We start from the raw sequence: 22,725 nt of genomic DNA, 5'->3' as shown, positions 1-22,725 counted from the left end.
AACGCTGGCTGGGGGCGCAGGGGGGCTGGCGTCCTCGCGCCGCTGACGCGTTACCCTCACTTCGTTCGTCTGCCTCACGGAACGGCGGGGGATGGCACATCCCTGTGCCGCCCCGCCTTCCGCCCGCGTCATGCGGGCTATCCTGGCAGACTCACTCTGCTCGGCGCTGCGGATTGCCTGCCCCCCTGCGCCCCCAGCCTGCTCATAAACTTGATTGCGCGTGGTAAAAAACGGCACAGATGTGAAAGGCCGTAGCACCTCTGATGCTGCAAGGGCTATCCGCAGCGCTGAGGCTTTTACGTAGGGCCAGGAGATCCACGCAGGGATACGTGGATCAGTTCGGGGCCGACCAGGGATGGTCGATCCCCGAACGATCCGTAGGCACGACGTGGAAGCCGAGGGTACCGCGTCAGCGGCGCGAGGACTGCCCGGCAGCAGCAGCGGTGCTACGGCCCGCACCCACAAGCACCCAGCACTTCAGCATCGCTTAAGAGCACTCAGCAAACACCGTTTTTCATCACCTGAACCGCCCGGGCAATTTCCGGTGCCAGCCAGCGATCTTCCTGCCAGTTCGCCACCACCGCCCGTAAACGGCGCAATGCCTGTTTTGTACCTTCTGCCAACTCCGCCTCGCCATGGAAATCCAGCGCCTGCGCCGCCAGCAAATACTCAATCGCCAGAATCTGCCACACATTCCCCACCAGCTTCAGCAGTTTCAACGCAGCTCCCGTACCCAAGCTGAGATGATCCTCCTGCAAACCAGACGTCACGTAATTATCCAGCACCGCCGGTTGTGCCAATTGACGGTTCTCCGCGCACAACGACGCCGCCACGTACTGCGCAATCATCATGCCGGAGTTCACGCCCGGCTGCGCCACCAGAAACGCCGGTAGCCCGCTGACCAGTGGATTAACCAACCGATCCAGACGCCGCTCGGCAATGCTGCCAATTTCCGCCATGGCTATCGCCAGCAAATCTGCCGCCATGGCCACCGATTCACCGTGCGGATTGGCCTGCGATACCACACGCCAGTTATCCACGGTGCCCAATACCAAAGGATTATCAGTGCAGGCATTCAACTCGGTATCCACCTGACGTGCCGCGTGATCAAACTGATCGCGACTGGCCCCGTGCACCTGCGGCATCGAGCGCAAACTCAGCGCATCCTGCGTACGCACACCCTCGCTTCTCGCCAGCAGTGGGCTGTCGCTCAGTAACTGACGCAAACGCTGCCCGCTCACCTGCATACCGGGGCTGGCTTTCAGCGCGATCACTTCGGCATCAAACGCCACCAGCTGACCACGCAGTGCCTCAAAACTCATCGCGCCAGTCACGTCAGCCCAATCCAGCAGCCGCGCCGCATCATCCAGCGCCAGACAAGACAACCCGGTCATGCACGGCGTGCCGTTCACCAGGCTCAAGCCCTCTTTGGCGCCAGGTCGATAAGGCGTTAATCCGGCCTGCGCCAGCGCTTGCTCGGCAGACACGATCTGTTGCTGATACTCAACATCACCCACGCCAATCAGCGCGAGTCCGATATGCGCCATATGGCTGAGATAGCCCACCGAACCCTGCGATGGCACCTGCGGCGTAATCTGGTGATTCAGCAGCGCCAGCAAATGCTGCACCAGTGCCACCGAAACACCAGATTTCCCGTGGCTATAGTTCGCAATCGCGGCACACAAGATGGCGCGCACCTGCTCGCGCGCAAGTAACGGCCCGACACCGCAGGCGTGACTCAACAGCGTATTGCGCGACAGTTGACTCAGCTGTTCCTCCGGCAAGGTAATATTGCACAGCGCACCCAATCCGGTATTGATGCCGTAAGCGATATGGCCGCTGGCTACAATCTGCTCGACGATCTCACGCCCCTGCGCAATCCGCTGCCAGGCGCTGGTGCTCAACGTCAGTTCGGCATGGTGCCGCGCCACCTGCACCACATCCTGCCAGGTAACAGCTTCATCGCCCCACACTAACGTCATGCTGGCTGCTCCGTATGATGATTTTGATGGCTGGAGATAAACTGCTTAAAGCGCTGCGATCCCTGTGCACCAAACATCTCCTCAGGCGTTCCCTGACAATCGATGGTGCCCTGATGCATAAACACCACACGATTAGAGACATTACGCGCAAAGCCCATTTCGTGCGTCACCACCAGCATGGTGCGCCCCTCTTCCGCCAGGCTGCGCATCACTTTCAATACCTCGCCCACCAGTTCGGGATCCAGCGCCGAGGTTGGCTCATCAAACAGCATCACTTCCGGGTCCATCGCCAGCGCGCGGGCAATCGCCACACGCTGCTGCTGACCGCCGGAAAGCTGTGCCGGGTAAAAATCTTTGCGATTCAGCAGGCCGACGCGATCCAGCAACTGCTCCGCCTGAGCAATGCAGCTTTTCTTGTCGCGCTTCAACACATAGTGCGGCCCTTCAATCACGTTTTGCAGCACCGTCATGTGCGACCACAGGTTAAAACTCTGGAACACCATGCCCAGACGCGAGCGCAGGCGCTCTATCTGTTTTGGATTGGCCGCCAGCTGATGACCACGCGCATGGCGTTTCATCTCAATGGTTTCACCACCGACGCTCACCACACCAGCATCCGGCGTTTCCAGCAGGTTGATACAGCGCAACAAGGTACTTTTACCGGAACCGCTGGCGCCGAGAATTGAAATAACATCGCCTTGATGCGCCTGCAGCGAAATGCCTTTCAGTACTTCCATTGCGCCAAAGGATTTATGGATATCGGTGGCGCTTAAGGTTACGGGGGATGTGGATTGCATATCACTCTCCGGCAAGCGGTTTAACGGCGGATAACGGCTTTTTTTCAACGCGATGCACCGGGGTTAAACGGCGTTCTAACCACGCGTAAAGCTGGACGATAATAAAGTTCAGGATCAGATAAATGGCGGCGGCGCAGATAAACACTTCCATCGTACGATAGGTGCGCTGGATGATTTGCTGCGCCACGCCAGTGACATCCCACACGGTGACCAGACTGGCCAGCGCCGTGGACTTCACCAGCAGGATCGCTTCGGTGGAATAAGCGGGCAATGCATAACGCAGCATGATCGGCGCGATGATGCGACGCAGCAGCAGCCAGCGCGACATGCCGCAGGCCAACCCGGCTTCGACCTGTCCGGGCGGCACCGCCAGCAAAGCACCACGCAGGATTTCAGCGGTATAAGCCGCGGTACACAGCGACAGCGCCAGCACGGCGCAGGCAAAGGGCTCGCGCAGGAACGGCCAGACAAAGCTATGACGAATTACACCAAACTGCCCCAATCCGTAATAGATCAGGAACAGCTGGATCAGCAGCGGTGAGCCGCGAAACACCAGAATGTAGCCGCGCGCGAAGCCGCTCAGCACCCGCCAGCGGCTCATGCGCAGTGAGAGAATTCCGATAGCGAGAATGCCACCGCAGAGAAAGGCACTGATAAACAGGCCGAGCGTCACCGGCAACGCCGCGCTCAGCTTGAGGAAAGTGTCGGTCATGAAGGCGAAGTCAATCATACTGCTGCTCCTTAATGCTGTGCCGCAGTGCGACTTTGCCACGCGCGTCCAAGGCGAGACTCTGCCCGACGGAACGCATGATTAGACAGCAGCGTCAGCACCAGATAGCAGCCACCGCCAATCAGATAGAAAGTGAAGTAATCGCGCGTGGATCCCGCCGCCACCTGGCTGGCGCGCATTAGCTCGACGATGCCGGTAACTGACACCAGCGCCGAGTCTTTCAGGCTCATCTGCCAGACATTCGACATGCCTGGCAGCGCATAGCGCACAATCTGCGGCAGCAAAATGCGCTGGGCAATACGCCAGCGCGGCATGCCGATCGCTACCGCCGCTTCCACTTCGCCTTTCGCCAGCGCCAGACGTGCCGCGCGATAGACTTCACCTTGATAGGATCCAGAGATGAGCCCGATAGCCAGTGCACCAATCAGGAACGGCGGCGCTTCGATAAAGCCATCCGCGCCGAACATCTGTCCCACCAGGGTGATCAGGCCCGATCCGCCAAAATAGAACAGGTAGATCACCAGCAGTTCCGGGATGCCGCGAAACACTGTGGAATAGGCTTCACCTAACCAGCGCATCCAGCGTTTAGGTGACAGCTTGGCCGCCGCCACGCCGGAACCGACCACTGCGCCAATCATCAACGCCGCCAGCGACAACAGCAGCGTGGTGAAGGCAGCCCCTAAAATCAGGCGGCCCCAGCCATCAGCACCAAAACTCAGCAGGCTCATCATCTTTCACCTCACTTACGGGGTTACGTCAGTTTTAAACCACTTCTCGCTCAGCTTTTTCACGGTGCCATCGGCCAGCGCAGCCTTGATAGCCTCGTCGAGTTTGGCTTTCAGATCGTTGTCAGCCATACGCACGCCCATCGCTTCGCCCTCACCCCAAATCGGGCCACCCAACTGCGGGCCACTGAAGGTCAGGTTATTGTTCTCTTTACGCGCCAGCATCGATTGGGCAAAGGTCACATCGTCGAACACCGCATCAATACGACCGGCCTGCAGATCAAGAATCGCATCTGCTGAGGAAGTGTATTCGCGCACGTCGGCGACATCTTTGAAGTACTTATCAATAAATGGCGTGTAAACCGTGCCGGACGCGATGCCGATGGTTTTGCCTTTCAACGCCGCTTTCAGTGGCGCAATCGCCGTGTTGATCTCTTTCTCATCGTCATGCAGCTTGATGATGTTGTGATCGGCTGGCATCAGCGGGCTGTCTTTGGTGGTGATAAAGGTGGCTGGCGTGGACGCGTAAGGCACGGTGAAATTGACCACTTTTTTGCGGTCCGGCGTGATGACGATGGCATCCATGATCACGTCATATTTGCCAGCATTCAGTCCGGCGATCATGCCGTCCCAGTTTTGCACCACCAGCTTGCACTGGATGCCCATGCGCTTACATAAGTCTTCCATCAGTTCAGGTTCAAAGCCGCCTAACTTGCCGCCCGGCAGCGTCAGGTTCCAGGGTTCATAGCTGCCTTCGGTAGCGATGGTGATCGATTTCCACTCTTTGGCCTGTACAGCAACACCGCTGATCATCAGGCTGGCAAACAGGGTCGTGAGGCAAAAACGGCGAATCGGGGCACGGTGCGTCATGCGGCTTCTCCTGGTCATTAATCGAATTGGCTGTCTCTGTTAGCTGATACAGCGCAGATGACATTTCATGTATATACAAGTTAGCTTGCGGCAGATCATTGTCGGCATAAGCTTTTTGTGAGCCAGCCAGAATAAAAAGTGATAATTACCACGTGGTCTTTACTTGTACATACAACCTAGCAAGCGGTGTGCCAAATCGGCAGAAGCGCTGGAATCAGGGAATGGTCACGGCACGGACGTTAGTGGCGCACCTTCCTGGGGCGCTAATGCACTGTTATGGGGATTGCAGGGTTTGAGAGGGAAGCAAGATGGATCTGGTGCGTTACCCAAGCCCCCGATTTAATACCAATAAAAAAGGCAGCCAACTTTCATAGGTGGCTGCCTGGTAAAAAATTTGCCCCGATGGGCATGACGACTCGAACGATTAGCGCGGCTTTCCAGCCTGTAAAAACGCCTGCATCATCGGTTTTAACACTTTCTGCAGCTGTGTCGCGCGATCCTGCTGCCAGGCAAACGGCGGCGTTTCATCCATGTAATTTAGCTGTGCCAGTTCCAGCTGCACAGCCTGTACGCCCTGCTGCGGCTGGCCGTAAGCACGCGTGATATAACCGCCTTTGAAACGGCCATTAACCACCCAGCTGTAATCGCTTTGTGCGGCACAAACCTCTTTAATCGCTTCGATCACCGCCTCCGAGCAGCTTTCACCGCTGTTGGTGCCAATGTTGATATCCGGTAACTGGCCATCAAACAAGCGTGGAATCACCGAAGCAATCGAATGGGCGTCAAACAGCAGCGCATAACCGTGTTCGGCTTTCAGTCGCGCCAGCTCTTGCTGGATCTGCTGGTGATACGGCTGCCAGATATCATTGAGATAACCCTGCCGCGCAGCAGCGCTGGGGGTTTTACCCTCAGCGAAGGTCGGCGTGCCGTCAAACAGCGTCTCAGGATAGAGTCCGGTGGTGGCGGTGGTGTACAGCGGCTGGTTATCCGGCGGACGATTAAGGTCGATGACAAAACGTGAGTAGTGGCCAATCAGTACGCTGGCCCCTAAATCGCGCACAAAATCGTACAGCAGCGGAATGTGCCAGTCGGTATCCGGCAAGCCGCGGGCCGCGTCGCTCAATCCAGCATCCACTTCAGGCGTTAACTGGGTACCCGCATGCGGGATGCTGACCAGCAGCGGCAGCTTTCCGGCGGTGAAATGAAAAGGTGTCATTGCGCTTCTCCACGATAGATAACCTGGCACGGCAGTTCGCCGCCCAACCAGTAAACCAGTTCTGCCGGGCGCGCCAGCGGCCAGTGCACAAAGTTTGCCACCTTGCCGGCCTCGAGCGAACCGTGCGAATGCTGTAATCCCAACGCTTTCGCGCCCCATAAGGTCACGCCTGCCAGCACCTCTTCCGGCGTCATGCCAAACAGCGTGCAGCCCATATTCAACATCAGACGCAGCGACAGCGCCGGTGAAGTCCCCGGATTCGCATCGCTGGCCAGCGCCATTGGCACGCCGTGTTTGCGGAACAGATCCACTGGCGGGCGTTGTGTTTCTCGCAGCAGATAGAACGCGCCCGGCAGTAACACTGCGACGGTGCCGTGCTGTGCCATCGCTTGCGCATCGGCTTCGGTGGCGTATTCAAGATGATCCGCTGACAAGGCGCCGTATTCGGCCGCCAGCGTGGCACCGCCCAGTGCAGAAAGCTGTTCAGCGTGCAGTTTGACCGGCATTCCCAGGGCTTTTGCTTGATCAAAAACCGCCCTAACCTGCTCAGGGGAAAAGGCCAGATGTTCGCAGAAGGCATCGACGGCATCCGCCAGCCCTTCCGCCTTCACCTGTGGTAACAGGCGATTGCAGATGATATCGATCCAGCCTTGTGGATTTTCTTTAAACTCGGGCGGGAAGCCGTGCGCGGCCAGGCAGGTGGAGAGCACATCGGCGGGCACCGTTTCCGCTAATTCGCGGATGGCGCGCAGCATGGTCAGCTCGCTGGTTTCATCGAGGCCATAACCCGATTTAATCTCTACCGTGGTGACACCTTCTGCCAGCAATCGATCCAGACGCCAGCGCGCACTTGCCACCAACTCCTGCTGCGATGCCGCGCGCGTAGCACGCACCGTGGAGAGAATACCGCCGCCCTGCGCCGCGATCTCGGCATAGCTGACGCCGTTCAGACGCTGCTCGAACTCCTGGCTGCGATCGCCGCCAAACACCAGATGCGTATGGCAATCCACCAGACCCGGCGTGATGATGCCGCCGTCAAATTGCTGCTGCGTACGCGGGGCAAAATCCGGTAGTTCACTGCGCGGTCCTACCCAAATCAGCTCGCCGTTATCCACCGCCAGTGCGCCGTCGGCAATCAGGTTATAGTGCCCGTCTCGCATCGTGACGATATCGGCCCCCAGCCACAGGCTGTCGATCTGCTTCGCTTCTGCCATCCCACTCCCCTTCACGTCTGACGATTTACAGTGCGTCTCAAAGTATGTATATGTATATACAACTTTCCGCCCTTAAGGATCAACCATGGCCGTTTTTTTTGCCCCACGCGCGCTGCTGGCCGACGGCTGGCATGAAGACGTATTGATTACCACTGACGCATCCGGACAGATCGCAGAACTCACTCCCAATAGCACGCCAGGCAGCGCCACTCGCCTTGCTGGCCCGGTGATCCCTGCTATCGCTAACCTGCATTCGCACGCCTTCCAGCGCGCCATGGCCGGGCTGGCTGAAGTGGCGGGCGATCCGCAGGACAGCTTCTGGACCTGGCGCGATTTGATGTACCGCATGGTGCAGCGCCTGTCGCCTGAGCAGGTCGGCGATATCGCCACCCATCTCTATATCGATATGCTGAAGGGCGGCTATAGCCAGGTGGCGGAATTTCACTACCTGCACCACGATGCGCAGGGCAAACCCTATGCCGATGACGCGATGCTGCTCAACCTGATTGCCGCCGCCGAGACGGCCGGTATCGGTCAGACGCTGCTGCCGGTGCTCTACAGCTACAGCGGATTTGGATCGCAACCGGCCAGCGACGGCCAGCGCCGTTTTATCCAGCAAACGGAGGCTTATCTGCAGCAACAGCAACGCGCAGCGCAATGGAGCGCCAATAAGCCGCTGCTTAATCATGGCATCTGTTTCCACTCGCTGCGCGCGGTGAGTGAGGCCCAGATGCGTGAGGTGCTGGCCGCCGGCGCTGCTGATGTGCCGGTGCATATTCATGTAGCCGAGCAGGAAAAAGAGGTTAATGACAGCCTGGCGTGGAGCGGCGAGCGGCCAGTTTCGTGGCTGTATAATCGATTCGAGGTGGATCAGCGCTGGTGCCTGATTCATGCCACCCATCTGGACGACAGTGAAATTCAGCGCATGGCGGCCAGCGGTGCGATTGCCGGACTCTGTCCCACCACCGAAGCCAATCTCGGCGACGGCATCTTCCCGGCGGTGGAATACATTGCACAAGGTGGACGCTGGGGCATTGGCTCGGACAGCCATGTATCGCTCAGCGCACAGGAAGAGTTGCGCTGGCTGGAGTACGGTCAACGCCTGCGCGATCGTCGTCGCAACCGAATCACCCTGCCCCATCAGCCTTCTGTGGGCGATCTGCTGTGGCAGCAGGCGGCACAAGGCGGTTCGCAGGCGTGCGCGATCAACACCGGTGAACTGGCGGTGGGAAAACGTGCCGACTGGCTGGTGCTGGAAAACGATGCCTTCCTGAGCAGCGTGAGTTCCGCTTCCTTACTCAATCGCTGGTTGTTTGGTGGCACGCAAAGCCAGATCCGCGATGTGTTTGTCGCCGGTAATCAAGTGATCAGCGAAGGCCATCATCCCGCCGAAGAAGCCGCAGCCGCACGCTTCGCCCAGGCCATGAGTGCACTGCAATGAGAACGCATTTTGACTACAGCCAGCTGCCGGTCAGCCGCTGGCGCAACGGCGGCGGTGAAACGCGTGAAATCGTCAGCTTCCCGCTCAGTGAGGCGCAGTTTGGCTGGCGCGCCAGTATTGCCACCATCGATGCCGACGGACCTTTTTCGCCGTTCCCCGGTATCGATCGTGTGATTACGCTGCTGAATGGCGACAGCGTGATACTGCGCAGCGAGAGTGTTGAGCACAGGTTGTTGCCGCATCAGCCATGGGCATTTCCGGGGGAATGGTCGATTGAGGCACAGATCAGCGGCAGCTGTCAGGATTTCAACATCATGACACGCCGCGACAGTTGGCAGGCTCAGGTGGATGTCGTGCAACACGCCGCTACCAGCGAACACGGTGTCGCGTGGGTATTATCCGGCGAATGGCAGAGTGCAGACGGCGAACGCATTACGGTTAATCAGGGAATGTGGTGGCTGGATGAAGAGACGCAGCTGGCACCGCGAACCTCGGATGCCAGCCTGCTGTTTGTGGCGCTTAACCGTGTCCTCTGAAACGCCCCAGTAACTTATAGCGCGAGCCCGGATAAAGCAGGCGCGCGTAAGTCACTATCTTGTTGTCGCTCCAGGTCTGACGACGAATCAACAAGCAGGGTTCGTGCTCATCCAGCGCCAGATGTTTACGCTGGCGCAGATCGGGCAGTACCGCTTCCACAATATGCTCACCGGCGGTCAACGGCGCCACGCGCATCAAATAGGTGTAGGGCGTCAGTTGATGATAATCCTGACTGAGGTAATCCGGCGCCACCAGTGGGTTGACCAGACGATCTTCCAGTTGCACCGGCATATCGTTTTCGTAATGCACAATCAACGAATGATACAGCGTCTGCCCGGTGGATAAGCCCAACACAGCGGCCTGCTCCGGATCGGCCTTCATCTGCCCAATCGATAAAATTTTGCAGCTGTGGCGATGACCACGTTGGGCAATTTCATCGGCGATGTTATGTACTTCGAGCATCGCGGTATAGCCCTTCATCTCCGCGACGAAGGTGCCGACGCCTTGCATACGCACCAGGAACCCTTCACTGGTGAGTTCACGCAGCGCGCGGTTGATGGTCATGCGACTCACGCCCAGCTCATTCACCAGTTCACTTTCGGACGGCACGCGCTGGTTGGCTTTCCAGTGGCCTTCACGGATCTGGCTGACGATGGCCTGTTTCACGCGTTGATAAATCGGCGCGGGTTCATCACCCATTGCCGCAGCCAGCTGGGCTACTGCCGTTTGCTCCGCCATGTCCTGTTCCTTTTTCGAGTAATGCCCAAAGTTTACTGTCTCAGCCCGTAAATGTATATACATCCAATTGTGCAGACCGCGCGTTAACAGTGCAGCGTTCTCCCTGTTTCGGTGCAATGCGGCTGCGGCTGGATGACACTTCCCGCATTGCGGCGCATTTCACAGAATCCAATCAATCTGGCACAGCCCTTGCTACTTGTATAGACAAGATTAGACACTTATGCTTCACTCAGCTCATTCAATGGTGCTACCCCATGCCACATCGCAAACCTAAGGCTTGCAGGTCGCACCCGATCACTTGTATAGACAGGAGTAGACTATGTCAGGTTCGGTTCAGGAAATTCGCCTCGTTCCCGGTGAAGTGGACCTCGCGACCTTGCGGGCGATTTATCAAAGCAAGGTAACGCTCACGTTAGCGGATGACGCTCGTGCGGCCATCGATCGCGCCAATGAAACCGTCGATGCCATCGTGGCTTCAGGCAAAGTGGTGTACGGCATTAACACCGGCTTCGGCAAACTGGCCCAGACACAGATTCCTTCTGAGCGTCTGGCAGAGTTGCAGCGCAATCTGGTGCTGTCGCACAGCGTGGGTTTGGGCAATTTACTACCGGATAACGTCGCACGTTTAGTGGTCGCCACCAAAATTATCAGCCTGGCACGCGGTCACTCCGGCGTGCGTATCCAGTTAATCGAAGCCCTGCTAGCGCTGTTTAATGCCGGTGTGATGCCGTGCATCCCGGAAAAAGGGTCGGTTGGCGCCTCCGGCGATTTAGCCCCGCTGGCCCATCTGTCACTGATGTTGCTGGGCGAAGGCCAGGTGCGCGTTGACGGAGAATTGATTCCTGCCACTGAAGGTCTGGCACGCGTCGGTCTGCAGCCGATTGTGCTGGGACCGAAAGAAGGTCTGGCACTGCTGAATGGCACCCAGGTTTCTAACGCGCTGGCACTGCGCGGCCTGTTTGAAGCCGAAAACCTGTTTGCCGCGGGCCTGATGGCGGGCGCACTGTCACTGGAAGCGATCAAAGGCTCGGTAAAACCTTTCGATGCACGTATCCATCAGGCACGCGGTCAGCACGGGCAAATCGCGGTGGCCGCTGCCGTTTCTTCCTTACTGGAAGGCAGTGAAATCCTCAGCTCACATACCAACTGCGGTCGCGTGCAGGATCCCTACTCGATTCGCTGCGTTCCTCAGGTGATGGGCGCGTGTTTAGACAACCTCAGCCATGCGGCACGCGTACTGCAAATCGAAGCCAACGCGGCCTCTGATAACCCGCTGGTGTTCAGTGAGAGCGGTGATGTGATTTCGGGCGGTAACTTCCACGCCGAGCCTGTGGCGTTTGCCGCCGATATCATCGCATTGGCGATTGCCGAAATCGGCGCCATTTCCGAGCGCCGTATGGCGCTGTTGCTGGATACCGGCCTCTCTGGCCTGCCGCCATTCCTGGTGCGTGATGGCGGAGTCAACTCCGGCTTTATGATTGCCCAGGTCACGGCTGCTGCACTGGCCTCTGAAAACAAATCGCTGGCGCATCCGGGTAGCGTGGATAGCCTGCCGACCTCTGCGAACCAGGAAGATCATGTCTCAATGGCCACCTACGCCGCGCGTCGCCTCGGAGATATGTGCTTCAACACCGCTGCCGTAGTGGGCATTGAAGCTATGGCTGCGGCGCAAGGCATCGACTTCCATCGTCCGCTGCAAAGCTCGACCGCGCTGGAACAAGAGATGAGCCGCATCCGCGAGAAAGTCGCCTTCCTCGATCAAGACCGTTTAATGGCGCCGGATATCGAATCCATGCGTCTGTGGGCCAGCAGTCATGCCTGGCCTGAATCCCTTACTGCGCTGCTGCCAAGCCAGCGTTCACCTTCCCTTTAAGGAATTGATGATGAGCGAAACTTTGTCTCAGGCTGTTGCCCGTGAAATCCGTGCGCCGCGCGGTAATGAACTGCATTGTGCGAACTGGTTGATTGAAGCGGCTTACCGCATGATCCAGAATAACCTCGATCCTGATGTGGCCGAGCGCCCGGAAGATCTGGTGGTATACGGCGGTATCGGTAAGGCCGCACGTAACTGGGAGTGCTTTGAGCAGATTCTGCGTTCACTGCGTGCGTTGCAGCCTGAAGAAACCCTGTTAATCCAGTCGGGCAAACCGGTGGGCGTGTTCCGTACCCACGCCGATGCACCGCGTGTGTTGCTGGCCAACTCCAACCTGGTGCCGCACTGGGCCAACTGGGATCATTTCCACGAGTTAGATAAAGCTGGCCTGATGATGTACGGCCAGATGACCGCCGGATCCTGGATCTACATCGGTGCGCAAGGCATCGTGCAGGGCACCTTTGAAACCTTCGCCGAAGCTGGTCGTCAGCATTATGACAGCGATCTGAGCGGCCGCTGGATCCTGACCGCAGGCCTGGGTGGCATGGGCGGCGCACAACCGCTGGCTGGCGTACTGGCCGGTGCCAGCGTGTTAGCCATTGAGTGCCAGGAATCCCGCATCGATTTCCGTCTGCGTACCCGATATGTCGACCATAAAGCTTACACCTTAGACGAAGCGCTGGATCTGATTGATAAGGCCACCAAAGCCAAACAGGCGATCTCCGTTGGCTTACTCGGCAACGCCGCCGAGATCGTGCCAGAGCTGGTGAAACGCGCCAAAGCTGGCGGGATGAAGCCGGATATCGTTACCGATCAGACTTCCGCTCACGACCCAATCAACGGCTATCTGCCGGTGGGCTGGGACGTTGAGCGCTGGCAGTCCGAGCGCGTCAGCAATCCGAAAGCTGTCGAGAAAGCGGCTCGAGCGTCGATGGCAGTGCATGTGCAGGCGATGCTCGATTTCCACCACATGGGTGTGCCAACCGTGGATTACGGCAACAACATCCGTCAGGTGGCGCTGGATGAAGGGGTGAAAAACGCCTTTGATTTCCCTGGCTTTGTGCCGGCCTATATTCGTCCGCTGTTCTGCGAAGGCAAAGGTCCGTTCCGCTGGGTGGCGCTGTCAGGCGATCCAGAGGATATCTACAAAACCGACGCCAAGCTGAAAGAGCTGTTCCCGGAACACAAGAACCTGCATCGCTGGCTTGATATGGCGCAGGAGCGTATCGCCTTCCAGGGCTTGCCGGCGCGTATCTGCTGGCTGGGCCTCGGCGAGCGCCATAAAGCTGCACTCGCGTTCAATGAAATGGTGCGTAACGGTGAGCTGAAAGCGCCTATCGTCATCGGCCGTGACCACCTGGACTGCGGTTCTGTAGCGTCACCAAACCGCGAAACTGAAGCGATGAAAGACGGTTCGGATGCCGTCTCCGACTGGCCGCTGCTGAACGCCTTGCTGAACACCGCAGGTGGCGCGACCTGGGTGAGCCTGCATCACGGCGGCGGCGTCGGGATGGGCTTCTCGCAGCACTCCGGCGTGGTGATTGTCTGTGACGGCACCGCCGAAGCGGATGCGCGCCTCGGCCGCGTGCTGTGGAATGACCCGGCAACCGGCGTGATGCGTCACGCGGATGCGGGCTATGAACTGGCGCAGAGCTGTGCGAAAGAACATGGCTTGAACCTGCCAATGCAGAAGTAAACTGTCGTGATAACTGAAGTCGCCCTTCACCGGGCGACTTTTACTTTCGTTTTAGCTCAGCCGCCAAACTGCCGCGCTACGCAATTTTTCGCGCAATACCTCCGACTGACAACCTTCGATTGCCGGATAAAGCGCGTGGATCCCCTTCAATCCTTCAATCCTTCAATCCTTCAATCCTTCAATCCTTCAATCCTTCAATCCTTCAATCCTTCAATACCGCATGCTGACTGGCATATTCCATTCCGCTATACCCTATAGCCAAATTATTCCTTTCCACGATAGACGCCGCACTGCGCTTACCACTACAGTGGAGACATCACGTTACGTGTCAGAGAAATCGCAGCCATTGCTGCTGATGGAGAGCCTTACCTTATGAGCCTGCCTGCCGTCCTGCTGGAAAACGCCCTGAACTGGCGTCGTCAGTTACACCAACATCCTGAACTCGGTTACCAAGAGCAGCAAACCAGTGAACTGGTTGCGAACGTGCTTTCTGAAGCAGGGTTACAGGTGTTCCGTGGGCTAGCAGGCACAGGCGTGATTGGCACGCTGGAAAACGGTCCGGGCCCGGTCATTGGTTTACGTGCCGATATGGATGCGTTACCGATTACCGAAAAAGGCGCGCCGGAGTGGAAATCTACCCGTCCCGGCGTGATGCACGCCTGCGGTCACGATGGACATACCGCGATTCTTCTCGCGGCGGCCTGCCAACTGGCCGCGACGCGCAACTTTAAAGGTACGGTGCACTTCCTGTTCCAGCCGGCTGAAGAGAACCTCGGCGGTGCGCGCAAGATGGTGGAAGAGGGTTTATTCACGCGCTTCCCGATGGATGCGGTGTACGCCATGCACAACTGGCCGGGTTTGCCGGTGGGTTCGCTGGCAGTCAATCCGGGTGCGATGATGGCCTCGCTCGATTCGTTTGGGATCACCCTCAACGGCAAAAGCTGTCATGCCGCGATGCCAGAAAGCGGTGCCGATCCGATGGTGGTGGCAGCAGAGCTGATCATGGCGCTGCAAACCATCCCGTCACGCCGTTTGTCGCCGCTGGCGTCAGCGGTGGTGAGCGTGACGCAGATCCACGGTGGTGAAGCGATCAATGTGATTCCCGAGCAGATTGTACTGCGTGGTACGGTGCGATGTTTGCAGACTGACGTACGTGACCGCGTGCGCAGTCTGATTGAAGATTTTGTCACTACCCTGCCGCGCCCGTTTGGCGTCAGCGGCGAGATTCACTGGTATCCGGGTTATCCCGTCACGGCTAATCATGCCGGTCCAGCGGAACAGGTGCGTGAGGTTGCCCAGCGCATGTTAGGCGAATCGCAGGTGCACTGGCAGGTTAACCCTTCTATGGCATCAGAAGATTTCGCCTGTATGCTGGAATCCTGTCCTGGTGCTTATTTCTGGCTCGGTGCCGATGGCACAACACCTTCTGCCCCACTGCACAACGCGCATTATGATTTCAATGATGAGTTGCTGCCGATTGGTATCAGTTTCTGGCAACACCTGGTGGAGAGCGTGCTGGTCAAACCCTGACTGGCAGAATTCCCGGAACTCAGGAGTCTCATGCGAAATTGCAAGTTGGTTGCAGCCTGACTGCCGGATTTCCCAGAACCAGGAATCTCAAGCGGCACTGTAGCAAGCAGCGGTAAACTCTACGGCGCTACTCATACTGAGGGGAAATCGGGTAGGTGCCCGCCACGCGAACCGCATCAAAGCCCTTAACACTCGCATACCGCTTCAAAGCGCTCTATGCACGACTGCACGATTGATTTTAAATCATCTCTCGGCTGTGTATTTGACCCGCAACCCAAGGCTGCGGGTATTGTTCTATCCGTCAGATCCCAGCCTGCTGCAATCGCATCTCCGCCTCATCAAGCGTCGCTGATTCCCCGGTTGCCACTAAGCAGCACGCCAACTGCAAAAGCAGCGCCTGCGGCACCGCACGTTCGCCCTCCAGCACCTGTTTGATCCAGTCAGCGGTATCCTGCGCATTTTTACTTTCTGGCAGTTCCACACTGATTTCCGGCTGGCGCTCAATCCACACTTCAGCCTCTGCGCCCGCGCCCGCAATATAGTTAATCGCCGGGCAGCGTTGCGGATTGGCATACACCTCACCTTCAGTACCGTTCAGCAGGATGGCGGGCGCATCAATATCCTGGAAGAACTTGCCGACGCGCGGCACATATTCCGGATGGGAAACACTCGCCAGGCGCAACGCGGCGCGTTCGGCAAACGGCGTCGCCAGCTTAGCCAGTGTATGCGCGCTGTTACGCACGCCCATGCGCCAGCGCAGCGACAGCTGTTTTGCCATCGGTGCACACAGGTGATCGATGGTGATAAAAGCCAGTTCGCCACTGTCCAGCTTCACTTGTGCCTGCTGCGCTGTGGTGACCGGCGCAATATCCAGCGCTGCCAGTACCGCTTCGGTGGTAATGCGCGTTGGGTCGTCACTCACACCGTGCAGCAATACCGGAAAACCGAGTTTGCTTAACAGTAAGGCCAGCAGCGGGGTGAGATTGCCCTGGCGGCGTGCGCCGTTATAGCTGGGAATAACAATCGGCATCGGACGATTGGCGGGCGGCTGCAACTGCATCATCTGCTGCTGCATGGCGTGGTAAAAACCGCGCATCTCCTCCTCGCCTTCGCCCTTGATACGTAGGGCGATCAGCACACCGCCGAGCTCAAGTTCTGGCACTTCATCCGCCAGCATGGCGCTGTACAGCGCAACGGCGGTGTCGAAATCGATATCGCGCGCGTGGTTCTTTCCGCGCCCAATCTCTTTGATTATTTTATTCAGTTCCATCAGGGCATTCCCGCTTCCAGGGCGCGCCGATACCCGGCTGCCAAAAGGTCATTGATGTGCGCCTGGCACATCTACGATTTCTTACTTTTACGCTTCGCTGGTTTAACTGCAGCTTTAACCGCTACTTTTACCACTGGTTTTATGCTGGCTTCGGGCACCGCCGGTTGTTCAATCGGAAACACCGGCAAGGCGGCCAACAGGCGACTGCCATAGGCTTTGTTAAGCAGACGCCGATCGTATATCACGATCTCACCGGAACAGTGATGGCTACGAATCAGACGCCCAACCTGCTGAATCAGCGTAAACGAGGCGCTCGGTAAACTCTGCACTTCGAACGGGTAGCGTTTGAGGCTCTTCAGCCACTCCCCTTCGGTCAAAATTACCGGACTGTCCACCGGGGGAAAAGCAATTTTATGGATATGCACCTGCGTTAGCAGTTCGCCCTTTAAATCCAGCCCTTCAGCAAAAGACTGCAGCCCGACCAGAATACTGGTTTGCCCCGCTTCGACTCGCTGGCGATGCAACTCCACTAAACGCGAACGGGGCTGATCGCCCTGCACCAGCATTGATAAACGTAATGCGGTGACATGGCTGACAAACTGCTGCATCGCACGTCCGCTGGCAAACAGCACCAGCACGCCTTTATGCTTCTCTTCCGCCATTTGCTGCAGGAAGAAGCCTGCCATTTCGGCGATGTGCTCCGCTTCATTGGCCATCAACGGCTCATAGCGCATTTGCGGGATCACCAGCTTGCCCTGATCGACATGATTAAACGGCGAGTCCAGCGCCACAAAGCGATCGCCCGCTTTCTCACTCAGGCCAGACATCTCCTGCAAGCGATGAAAACTGTTGAGTGAACGCAAGGTCGCCGAGGTCACTACCACATGCGGAATCTTGCGCCACAGCAGTTTCTCCAGCTGATCGCTGACGCGAATCCCTGCGCAGTGGAACAGCAGATGCGCCTGGCCGTCGCGAATTTCACGGGTAATCCATTTCGATACCGGCGCGTTGGAGGCTTTCTCCATCGCCGCCAGCCGCCACAGTTTGCTGATTGATTCGAACCAGCCGAACTGGCGGTTAAGCTGAATGATTGCCCGATGCAGACGCATGATGTCGGCTTTCCCGGTTTGCTCACCCAACTCATTGAGTAACCCTTCGCTCAACCCGCGCAGTGCATCACTCAGCTTGAACAGCCGCGCGCACATCGTCATCAGTTCTTCTGGCAACTCACCCAGCACAAATCGAAACTCGCCCGGCTGGTTGTGCGCGGGTAATAGCGGATTGAGCGCATCGCACAGAATTTGCAGCAGCTCACGCATCTCATCGCAGTGGCCTTTTAACCGTTCAGGATTAGTCAGCGGTGGCGGCGATTTGGGGCGGAACTGCGCCATGATGGTTTCCACCAGCCGTACAAACAGATCGAGCTGTAAGCTGCTCCAGCCGGGGGTGATTTCCGCGCTCATCTCCAGCGCGTCACGCGCCACTTCAGGTAGATGATGGCCCTCGTCCAGCACCAGCATCAGATGTTTAGGCGGCGGTAAGACGGATTCATTCTCCATCGCCGCCATCACAAGCGCATGGTTCGCCACCACCACATCTGCCTGTTCAATTTCACGACGCGCGACAAAGAACGGGCACTCACGATACCAGCGGCAGTGGTGCCCCAGGCAGTTGGCTTTGTCGGTGGAAAGGCGCTGCCACAGGCTGTCATCAATCGAGACATCGGAGTGATCGCGCAGGCCATCCCATTGATAGCTGCTGAGCTGTTTCTCGAGTTTGGCGCAGAACTTCTGCTCTTCTTTCGAGCCAGTCACCGCTTCTTCATCAAGATACAGCAGCAAATCGCCTTGCTGATCTTCCGTCGCCGCCAGTGCCGCGAGATTGCGCGGGCAGACATAGCGGCCACGACCAAATGCGGCAGTGAAGGTGAGATCGGGGATGATTTTTTTCAGCAGCGGCAGGTCTTTGCTGAAGATTTGATCCTGCAGCGCCACGTTGGCGGTGCTGATCACTAATCGTTTCTCCTCGGCACGGCTTACCGCAATACCAGGGATCAAATAAGACAAGGTTTTGCCCACGCCGGTGGGGGCTTCAATCGCCAGATGGCGGCCTTCATCACCGGCCAGGCTTTTCGCCACTTCAGCGATCATCTGACGCTGTGGCGCGCGCGGGATGAAGTCAGGAACCTGCTGCTGCAGCGCCTTATACCATTGCGCAATCTGGCTTTTTATCGCTGCTGTCAGGGCCATGTTCATTACTGTTTGCTGAATTGGCCTGTATTTTTACACAGTATCGGCGCAGCGTCAGCTTTCACTGCTATTTTTTCGCGCTGGATTCAGAATTTCACGCATCGCGCGGATCAGCGTTTCGCGTGACCGCCCGCGGCGGAAGGCAAACGAAAACGGTGCGCGAAAGTGGAAATGCTGTGGCAGCAAGCGGCATAGCGTGCCCTGCTGTTCCCCGCTTTGTGCATAGTGTTCCGGCAAATAGCCGATAAATCGCCCGGAGAGGATCAGCGTCAATTGCGCTTCAATACTCTCTACCGAGGCGTTGCTCTGGCGAAAACCGCGCTTATTCAACTCCTGCTGATTCCAGTAACGTCGCGTCACCATGCCGGTTTGCTGCACCGTGCGCACATCCGGATCGCCCTGCGCCAGCGGATGCTGCGGGCTGCAATAGAGCCAGTGCTGCTCTTCATACAGCGGGATGGTCACCAGATTACTGGCACGCAGCGGAAAGTGACCAATCGCCAGATCGAGACGATCTTCCAGTAACTGCTGCTGCAACTCATTGGGATCGCGCACGCTGAGATTGAAAAACACCGCTGGAAAGCGCTGGTTAAAGCGCGCAATTGCCGCCGGCAGATCCAGCGTACTGTCAGTCACTGTCGCATCCACTACGCCCAACGAAAAGGTGCCACCCTGCGCGCTTTTTAGCGTCTCGACCTGCTCCTGCCACCCCGCCAGCGTGGCCAGCATTTCCTGGCTGTAACGATGAAACTGCTCGCCTTTAGTGGTGAGGGTAAAGCCGCCACGTCCGCGCTGGCACAAGATAAATCCCAGCTGCGTTTCCAGCTCGCTCATATAGGCGCTGATGGCGGGCGTGGTCATGTTGAGCGACTGTTGTGCACGCGAGTAGCCCTGATTTTCCACCACGCTGGCAAACACCTGCAGCAGTTTGAGATTGGGGAGTGTTTGCACCACATTTCCTTCAGTGATTACTGACTAAAGTTAACCAATCTATGAAGTGATTATTTGCTGTCAAGGATTTTTCCCGCGACTCCCACAGGCCATGATGAGCTTCACCCAGCCGAAGGAGTTCGTGATGACCGATTTTCCTCAGCCGCAGGGCGGCAACGAGATGCCCCGTTTTGCCGGCCGTGGCACCATGATGCGTTTGCCCGCTGCCGAATCGCCTGCCGATCTTGATGTCGCTTTCGTTGGCATTCCACTGGATATCGGCACGTCGCAGCGCAGCGGCACGCGCTATGGCCCACGTGCCATTCGCGCCGATTCGGTGATGATTCGCCCGTACAACATGGCGACCGGCGCGGCCCCTTTTGAATCGTTGCGCGTCGGCGATCTTGGCGATGTGCCCATCAATACCTACAGTCTGCTGAAGTCGGTCGACATCATCGAAAACTATTATACCGAGCTGAATAATTGGCCGATTATCCCTTTAACCCTCGGCGGCGATCACACGCTGACACTGCCGATTTTGCGCGCGCTGGCGAAGAAGCACGGGCCGATGGGCTTGATCCATATTGACGCGCATACCGATACCAACGATGAGATGTTTGGCGAGAAGATTGCCCACGGCACCACGTTCCGCCGTGCGGTGGAAGAAGGTCTGCTTGACTGTCAGCGCGTGGTGCAGATTGGCCAGCGTGCTCAAGGCTACGCCGCCGATGATTTTCAGTGGGGTGTCGATCAAGGCTTCCATCTGGTGCCTGCCGAACAGTGCTGGTATCGATCCATGGCCCCACTGATGGCTGAGGTGCGTGCGCGCATCGGTGACGGCCCGGTGTATCTCAGCTATGACATCGACAGTTTCGATCCTGCATGGGCGCCCGGCACCGGCACGCCAGAAGTGGGCGGGCTGACCTCGATGCAGGGGCTGGAGATTGTGCGCGGCTGTCGCGGACTCAATCTGGTCGGTGGCGATCTGGTCGAAGTGTCACCGCCGTACGATATCAGCGGCATGACCTCCCAGCTGGCGGCCAATATCCTTTATGAGATGCTGTGCGTTTTGCCCGGCGTCCGATACACAGAGAAGAAAGCATGACACAACAAAATTTGGTGTTTCCGGCGCGTGTGCTGCGCGGCGCGGGTGTGATCAATCAACTGGGCGAGATTTGCGCCGGGCTGGGCAAACGCGCCCTGCTGATCGGCGGCCATCAGGCGCTGCAGTCAGTGGAGGCGCAGGTGCGCGCCCAGCTGCTGGCTGCCAACGTGACGCTGCTGGCGCAGGAGTGGTTTGGCGGTGAGACGTCAATCAATCAGATTAACCGTCTGGCGGCGATCGCTACCGAACTGCAAGCAGACATGATTATCGGTGTCGGCGGCGGTAAATCGCTGGATACCGTGAAAGCCGTGGGCGCGCAGTTGGGCTTGCCGTTTATCACCATCCCGACCATTGCCGCTACCTGTTCGGCGGTGACGCCATTGACCATTCGCTACGACGATAACGGTAATTTCTTCGATATTTTCCCGCTGCCACAGGCACCCGCTGCAGTGATCATCGACAGTGAGCTGTTGGCGAAAGCCCCTGCACGCTGGCTGGCGGCTGGTCTGGGCGATACCCTGGCGAAATGGTATGAGTTCCGCGCGGTGAGCGTCCGCCATCCGGCGCGCGAAGGCAATGCGTTGTCATCGCTGGCGCATAGCCAGATTTGCTATGGCGTGATCGCGGAACATGGCCCCGCGGCCTATGAAGCGGTGCTGCGCGGTGAGAGCAGCGCCTCTTTGGATCAGGTGCTGGATGCGATCTTTACCTGGGCGGGCTTGACTTCGCTGATGAGCAACGGTGCCCACGCGGCGGCTTCACATGCGATTTATGAAGGTTTTACCTTCTGCGATAAGACGCGTGAGTTTGGTCATGGCCTGTTGGTGGGCTTCGGTAATCTGTGCCTGCTGGCGCTGGAAGATCGCAGCGATGAAGAGGTGCTGGATGAGATTCGTCTGGCACGTGATTGCGGTGTGCCATTGACGCTGCGTGAGATTGCCGAGTTGGATGATGCCGAGCTGGCGCTGATTGTTCGTGAATCCGTGCACGCGCCGGATATGGAAAATATGTCTGTTGCCGTGACCGAAGCCCGTCTGCTGGCGGCAATGCAGCGGATTGAAGGGTTGGCTGATCGGGTTTAAATCTGAGCTAAGTGCTTGAGCAGGATGAGACGAGTACTTATGCGGAGTGAGAACGAAAAGTGTAGGTGTGTTTAGTTTGGGGGCTGGGGGCTGAGTCCTGTGCTGGGTGCGGGCCGTAACACCACTGCTGCTGCCGGGCAGTCCTCGCGCCGCTGACGCGGTGCCCTCGGCTTCCACGTCGTGCCTACGGATCGTTCGGGGATCGACCATCCCTGGTCGGCCCCGAACTGATCCACGCATCCCTGCGTGGATCTCCTGGCCCAACGTAAAAGCCTCAGCGCTGCGGATAGCCCTTGCAGCATCAGCGGTGCTACGGCCTCAAATATTGTGCCCCTTTCAATAGCATTCACTTCAGCTCATCAGCAGACTGTAAAATTTGGGTCATCCCTGTGTGGATCACCCGGCCCAACGTGAAAGCCTCGGCGATGCGCATAGCCCTTGCAGCATCAAAGGTGCTACGGCCTCAAATATTGTGCCCTTTTCAACAGCATTCACTTCAGCTGATCAGCCGGCTGTAAGATCTGGATCAACATGCCCGCTATGGACTAAAACCAGGCTGCATTTAACAGCAAGCACAATGGTTAATGAGCAGGCTGGGGGCGATTTGGCGCAGGCAATCCGCAGCGCCGAGCAGAGTGAGTCTGCCAGGATAGCCCGCTGGACGCGGGCGGAAGGCGGGGCGGCACAGGGATGTGCCATCCCCCGCCGTTCCGTAAGGCAGACGAACGAAGTGAGGGTAC

At 57.8% G+C, this 22,725-nt stretch carries 18 protein-coding genes; 7 read left to right on the top strand and 11 right to left on the bottom strand.

Annotated elements, in window-relative coordinates:
- Window positions 1-497: 497 nt before the first annotated feature.
- From LBW88_RS01110 to hutI, 7 genes are all read right to left on the bottom strand, one after another.
- Window positions 498-1,982: an HAL/PAL/TAL family ammonia-lyase gene (locus LBW88_RS01110; protein ID WP_224929738.1), complete on the bottom strand. Its 1,485-nt coding sequence runs from the start codon at window positions 1,980-1,982 to the stop codon at window positions 498-500.
- A complete protein-coding gene (locus LBW88_RS01105; protein WP_224929741.1) occupies window positions 1,979-2,779 on the bottom strand; it encodes an ABC transporter ATP-binding protein in 801 nt (266 codons plus the stop codon). Before LBW88_RS01105 ends, LBW88_RS01110 begins: the two co-directional genes overlap by 4 nt.
- Before the next feature lies 1 nt (window position 2,780).
- Complete coding sequence (locus LBW88_RS01100) at window positions 2,781-3,509, bottom strand: ABC transporter permease (protein ID WP_224929744.1); 729 nt, start codon at window positions 3,507-3,509, stop codon at window positions 2,781-2,783.
- An 11-nt stretch (window positions 3,510-3,520) separates the two neighbouring features.
- Window positions 3,521-4,240 (bottom strand): ABC transporter permease, encoded by a 720-nt coding sequence (locus LBW88_RS01095; protein ID WP_224929748.1) that lies wholly within the window; start codon window positions 4,238-4,240, stop codon window positions 3,521-3,523.
- A gap of 12 nt (window positions 4,241-4,252) precedes the next feature.
- Window positions 4,253-5,104, bottom strand: coding sequence for a transporter substrate-binding domain-containing protein (locus LBW88_RS01090; protein ID WP_224929751.1), 852 nt, complete (start codon window positions 5,102-5,104; stop codon window positions 4,253-4,255).
- Window positions 5,105-5,528: 424 nt separating this feature from the next.
- Window positions 5,529-6,320, bottom strand: a complete 792-nt coding sequence (gene hutG / locus LBW88_RS01085; RefSeq protein WP_224929754.1) for an N-formylglutamate deformylase — start codon at window positions 6,318-6,320, stop codon at window positions 5,529-5,531.
- Window positions 6,317-7,534, bottom strand: coding sequence for an imidazolonepropionase (hutI, locus tag LBW88_RS01080; protein ID WP_224929757.1), 1,218 nt, complete (start codon window positions 7,532-7,534; stop codon window positions 6,317-6,319). Before hutI ends, hutG begins: the two co-directional genes overlap by 4 nt.
- A gap of 85 nt (window positions 7,535-7,619) precedes the next feature.
- Between hutI and LBW88_RS01075 the strand changes: the two genes are divergently transcribed.
- Both LBW88_RS01075 and LBW88_RS01070 read left to right on the top strand, forming a co-directional pair.
- On the top strand, window positions 7,620-8,975 hold the full coding sequence (locus LBW88_RS01075; protein ID WP_224929760.1) for a formimidoylglutamate deiminase: 1,356 nt from the start codon (window positions 7,620-7,622) through the stop codon (window positions 8,973-8,975).
- The gene (locus LBW88_RS01070; protein ID WP_224929763.1) at window positions 8,972-9,511 is read left to right on the top strand and encodes a HutD family protein; all 540 of its coding nucleotides are present in this window, start codon (window positions 8,972-8,974) and stop codon (window positions 9,509-9,511) included. The genes LBW88_RS01075 and LBW88_RS01070 overlap by 4 nt, the downstream gene beginning before the upstream one ends.
- Here LBW88_RS01070 and hutC read toward each other — a convergent pair.
- The gene (gene hutC / locus LBW88_RS01065) at window positions 9,495-10,250 is read right to left on the bottom strand and encodes a histidine utilization repressor (protein ID WP_084936049.1); all 756 of its coding nucleotides are present in this window, start codon (window positions 10,248-10,250) and stop codon (window positions 9,495-9,497) included. The two genes, LBW88_RS01070 and hutC, sit on opposite strands and share 17 nt — an antisense overlap.
- A gap of 319 nt (window positions 10,251-10,569) precedes the next feature.
- Here hutC and hutH point away from each other — a divergent pair, with 319 nt between their 5' ends.
- From hutH to LBW88_RS01050, 3 genes are all read left to right on the top strand, one after another.
- A complete protein-coding gene (gene hutH, locus LBW88_RS01060) occupies window positions 10,570-12,123 on the top strand; it encodes a histidine ammonia-lyase (RefSeq protein WP_224929766.1) in 1,554 nt (517 codons plus the stop codon).
- A gap of 10 nt (window positions 12,124-12,133) precedes the next feature.
- Window positions 12,134-13,819, top strand: coding sequence for a urocanate hydratase (gene hutU / locus LBW88_RS01055; RefSeq protein WP_224929769.1), 1,686 nt, complete (start codon window positions 12,134-12,136; stop codon window positions 13,817-13,819).
- 372 nt (window positions 13,820-14,191) lie between these two features.
- A complete protein-coding gene (locus tag LBW88_RS01050) occupies window positions 14,192-15,349 on the top strand; it encodes a M20 aminoacylase family protein (RefSeq protein ID WP_224929773.1) in 1,158 nt (385 codons plus the stop codon).
- A 301-nt stretch (window positions 15,350-15,650) separates the two neighbouring features.
- Here LBW88_RS01050 and ybiB read toward each other — a convergent pair whose 3' ends face one another.
- The 3 genes from ybiB to LBW88_RS01035 all read right to left on the bottom strand — a co-directional run bounded on the left by ybiB (window position 15,651) and on the right by LBW88_RS01035 (window position 19,819).
- The gene (gene ybiB, locus LBW88_RS01045) at window positions 15,651-16,619 is read right to left on the bottom strand and encodes a DNA-binding protein YbiB (RefSeq protein WP_224929776.1); all 969 of its coding nucleotides are present in this window, start codon (window positions 16,617-16,619) and stop codon (window positions 15,651-15,653) included.
- A gap of 71 nt (window positions 16,620-16,690) precedes the next feature.
- A complete protein-coding gene (dinG, locus tag LBW88_RS01040) occupies window positions 16,691-18,868 on the bottom strand; it encodes an ATP-dependent DNA helicase DinG (protein ID WP_224930322.1) in 2,178 nt (725 codons plus the stop codon).
- Between the two features lie 54 nt (window positions 18,869-18,922).
- On the bottom strand, window positions 18,923-19,819 hold the full coding sequence (locus LBW88_RS01035) for a LysR family transcriptional regulator (RefSeq protein WP_224929779.1): 897 nt from the start codon (window positions 19,817-19,819) through the stop codon (window positions 18,923-18,925).
- Between the two features lie 124 nt (window positions 19,820-19,943).
- Here LBW88_RS01035 and speB point away from each other — a divergent pair, with 124 nt between their 5' ends.
- Both speB and LBW88_RS01025 read left to right on the top strand, forming a co-directional pair.
- Entirely contained in the window at window positions 19,944-20,903 is a 960-nt protein-coding gene (speB, locus tag LBW88_RS01030) for an agmatinase (protein ID WP_234472960.1), read from the top strand.
- Entirely contained in the window at window positions 20,900-21,985 is a 1,086-nt protein-coding gene (locus LBW88_RS01025) for an iron-containing alcohol dehydrogenase family protein (protein ID WP_224929782.1), read from the top strand. Before speB ends, LBW88_RS01025 begins: the two co-directional genes overlap by 4 nt.
- Window positions 21,986-22,725: the final 740 nt, after the last annotated feature.

The organism is Pantoea sp. alder81 (assembly GCF_020179835.1).
GTDB lineage: Bacteria > Pseudomonadota > Gammaproteobacteria > Enterobacterales > Enterobacteriaceae > Pantoea.
This window is presented reverse-complemented; position numbering and strand designations above follow the sequence as displayed.

Coding starts and splice junctions, on each gene's coding strand:
- LBW88_RS01110 (WP_224929738.1), bottom strand. CDS start 1,982: ATGACGTTAGTGTGGGGCGATGAAGCTGTTACCTGGCAGGATGTGGTG.
- LBW88_RS01105 (WP_224929741.1), bottom strand. CDS start 2,779: ATGCAATCCACATCCCCCGTAACCTTAAGCGCCACCGATATCCATAAA.
- LBW88_RS01100 (WP_224929744.1), bottom strand. CDS start 3,509: ATGATTGACTTCGCCTTCATGACCGACACTTTCCTCAAGCTGAGCGCG.
- LBW88_RS01095 (WP_224929748.1), bottom strand. CDS start 4,240: ATGATGAGCCTGCTGAGTTTTGGTGCTGATGGCTGGGGCCGCCTGATT.
- LBW88_RS01090 (WP_224929751.1), bottom strand. CDS start 5,104: ATGACGCACCGTGCCCCGATTCGCCGTTTTTGCCTCACGACCCTGTTT.
- hutG (WP_224929754.1), bottom strand. CDS start 6,320: ATGACACCTTTTCATTTCACCGCCGGAAAGCTGCCGCTGCTGGTCAGC.
- hutI (WP_224929757.1), bottom strand. CDS start 7,534: ATGGCAGAAGCGAAGCAGATCGACAGCCTGTGGCTGGGGGCCGATATC.
- LBW88_RS01075 (WP_224929760.1), top strand. CDS start 7,620: ATGGCCGTTTTTTTTGCCCCACGCGCGCTGCTGGCCGACGGCTGGCAT.
- LBW88_RS01070 (WP_224929763.1), top strand. CDS start 8,972: ATGAGAACGCATTTTGACTACAGCCAGCTGCCGGTCAGCCGCTGGCGC.
- hutC (WP_084936049.1), bottom strand. CDS start 10,250: ATGGCGGAGCAAACGGCAGTAGCCCAGCTGGCTGCGGCAATGGGTGAT.
- hutH (WP_224929766.1), top strand. CDS start 10,570: ATGTCAGGTTCGGTTCAGGAAATTCGCCTCGTTCCCGGTGAAGTGGAC.
- hutU (WP_224929769.1), top strand. CDS start 12,134: ATGAGCGAAACTTTGTCTCAGGCTGTTGCCCGTGAAATCCGTGCGCCG.
- LBW88_RS01050 (WP_224929773.1), top strand. CDS start 14,192: ATGAGCCTGCCTGCCGTCCTGCTGGAAAACGCCCTGAACTGGCGTCGT.
- ybiB (WP_224929776.1), bottom strand. CDS start 16,619: ATGGAACTGAATAAAATAATCAAAGAGATTGGGCGCGGAAAGAACCAC.
- dinG (WP_224930322.1), bottom strand. CDS start 18,868: ATGGCCCTGACAGCAGCGATAAAAAGCCAGATTGCGCAATGGTATAAG.
- speB (WP_234472960.1), top strand. CDS start 19,944: ATGACCGATTTTCCTCAGCCGCAGGGCGGCAACGAGATGCCCCGTTTT.
- LBW88_RS01025 (WP_224929782.1), top strand. CDS start 20,900: ATGACACAACAAAATTTGGTGTTTCCGGCGCGTGTGCTGCGCGGCGCG.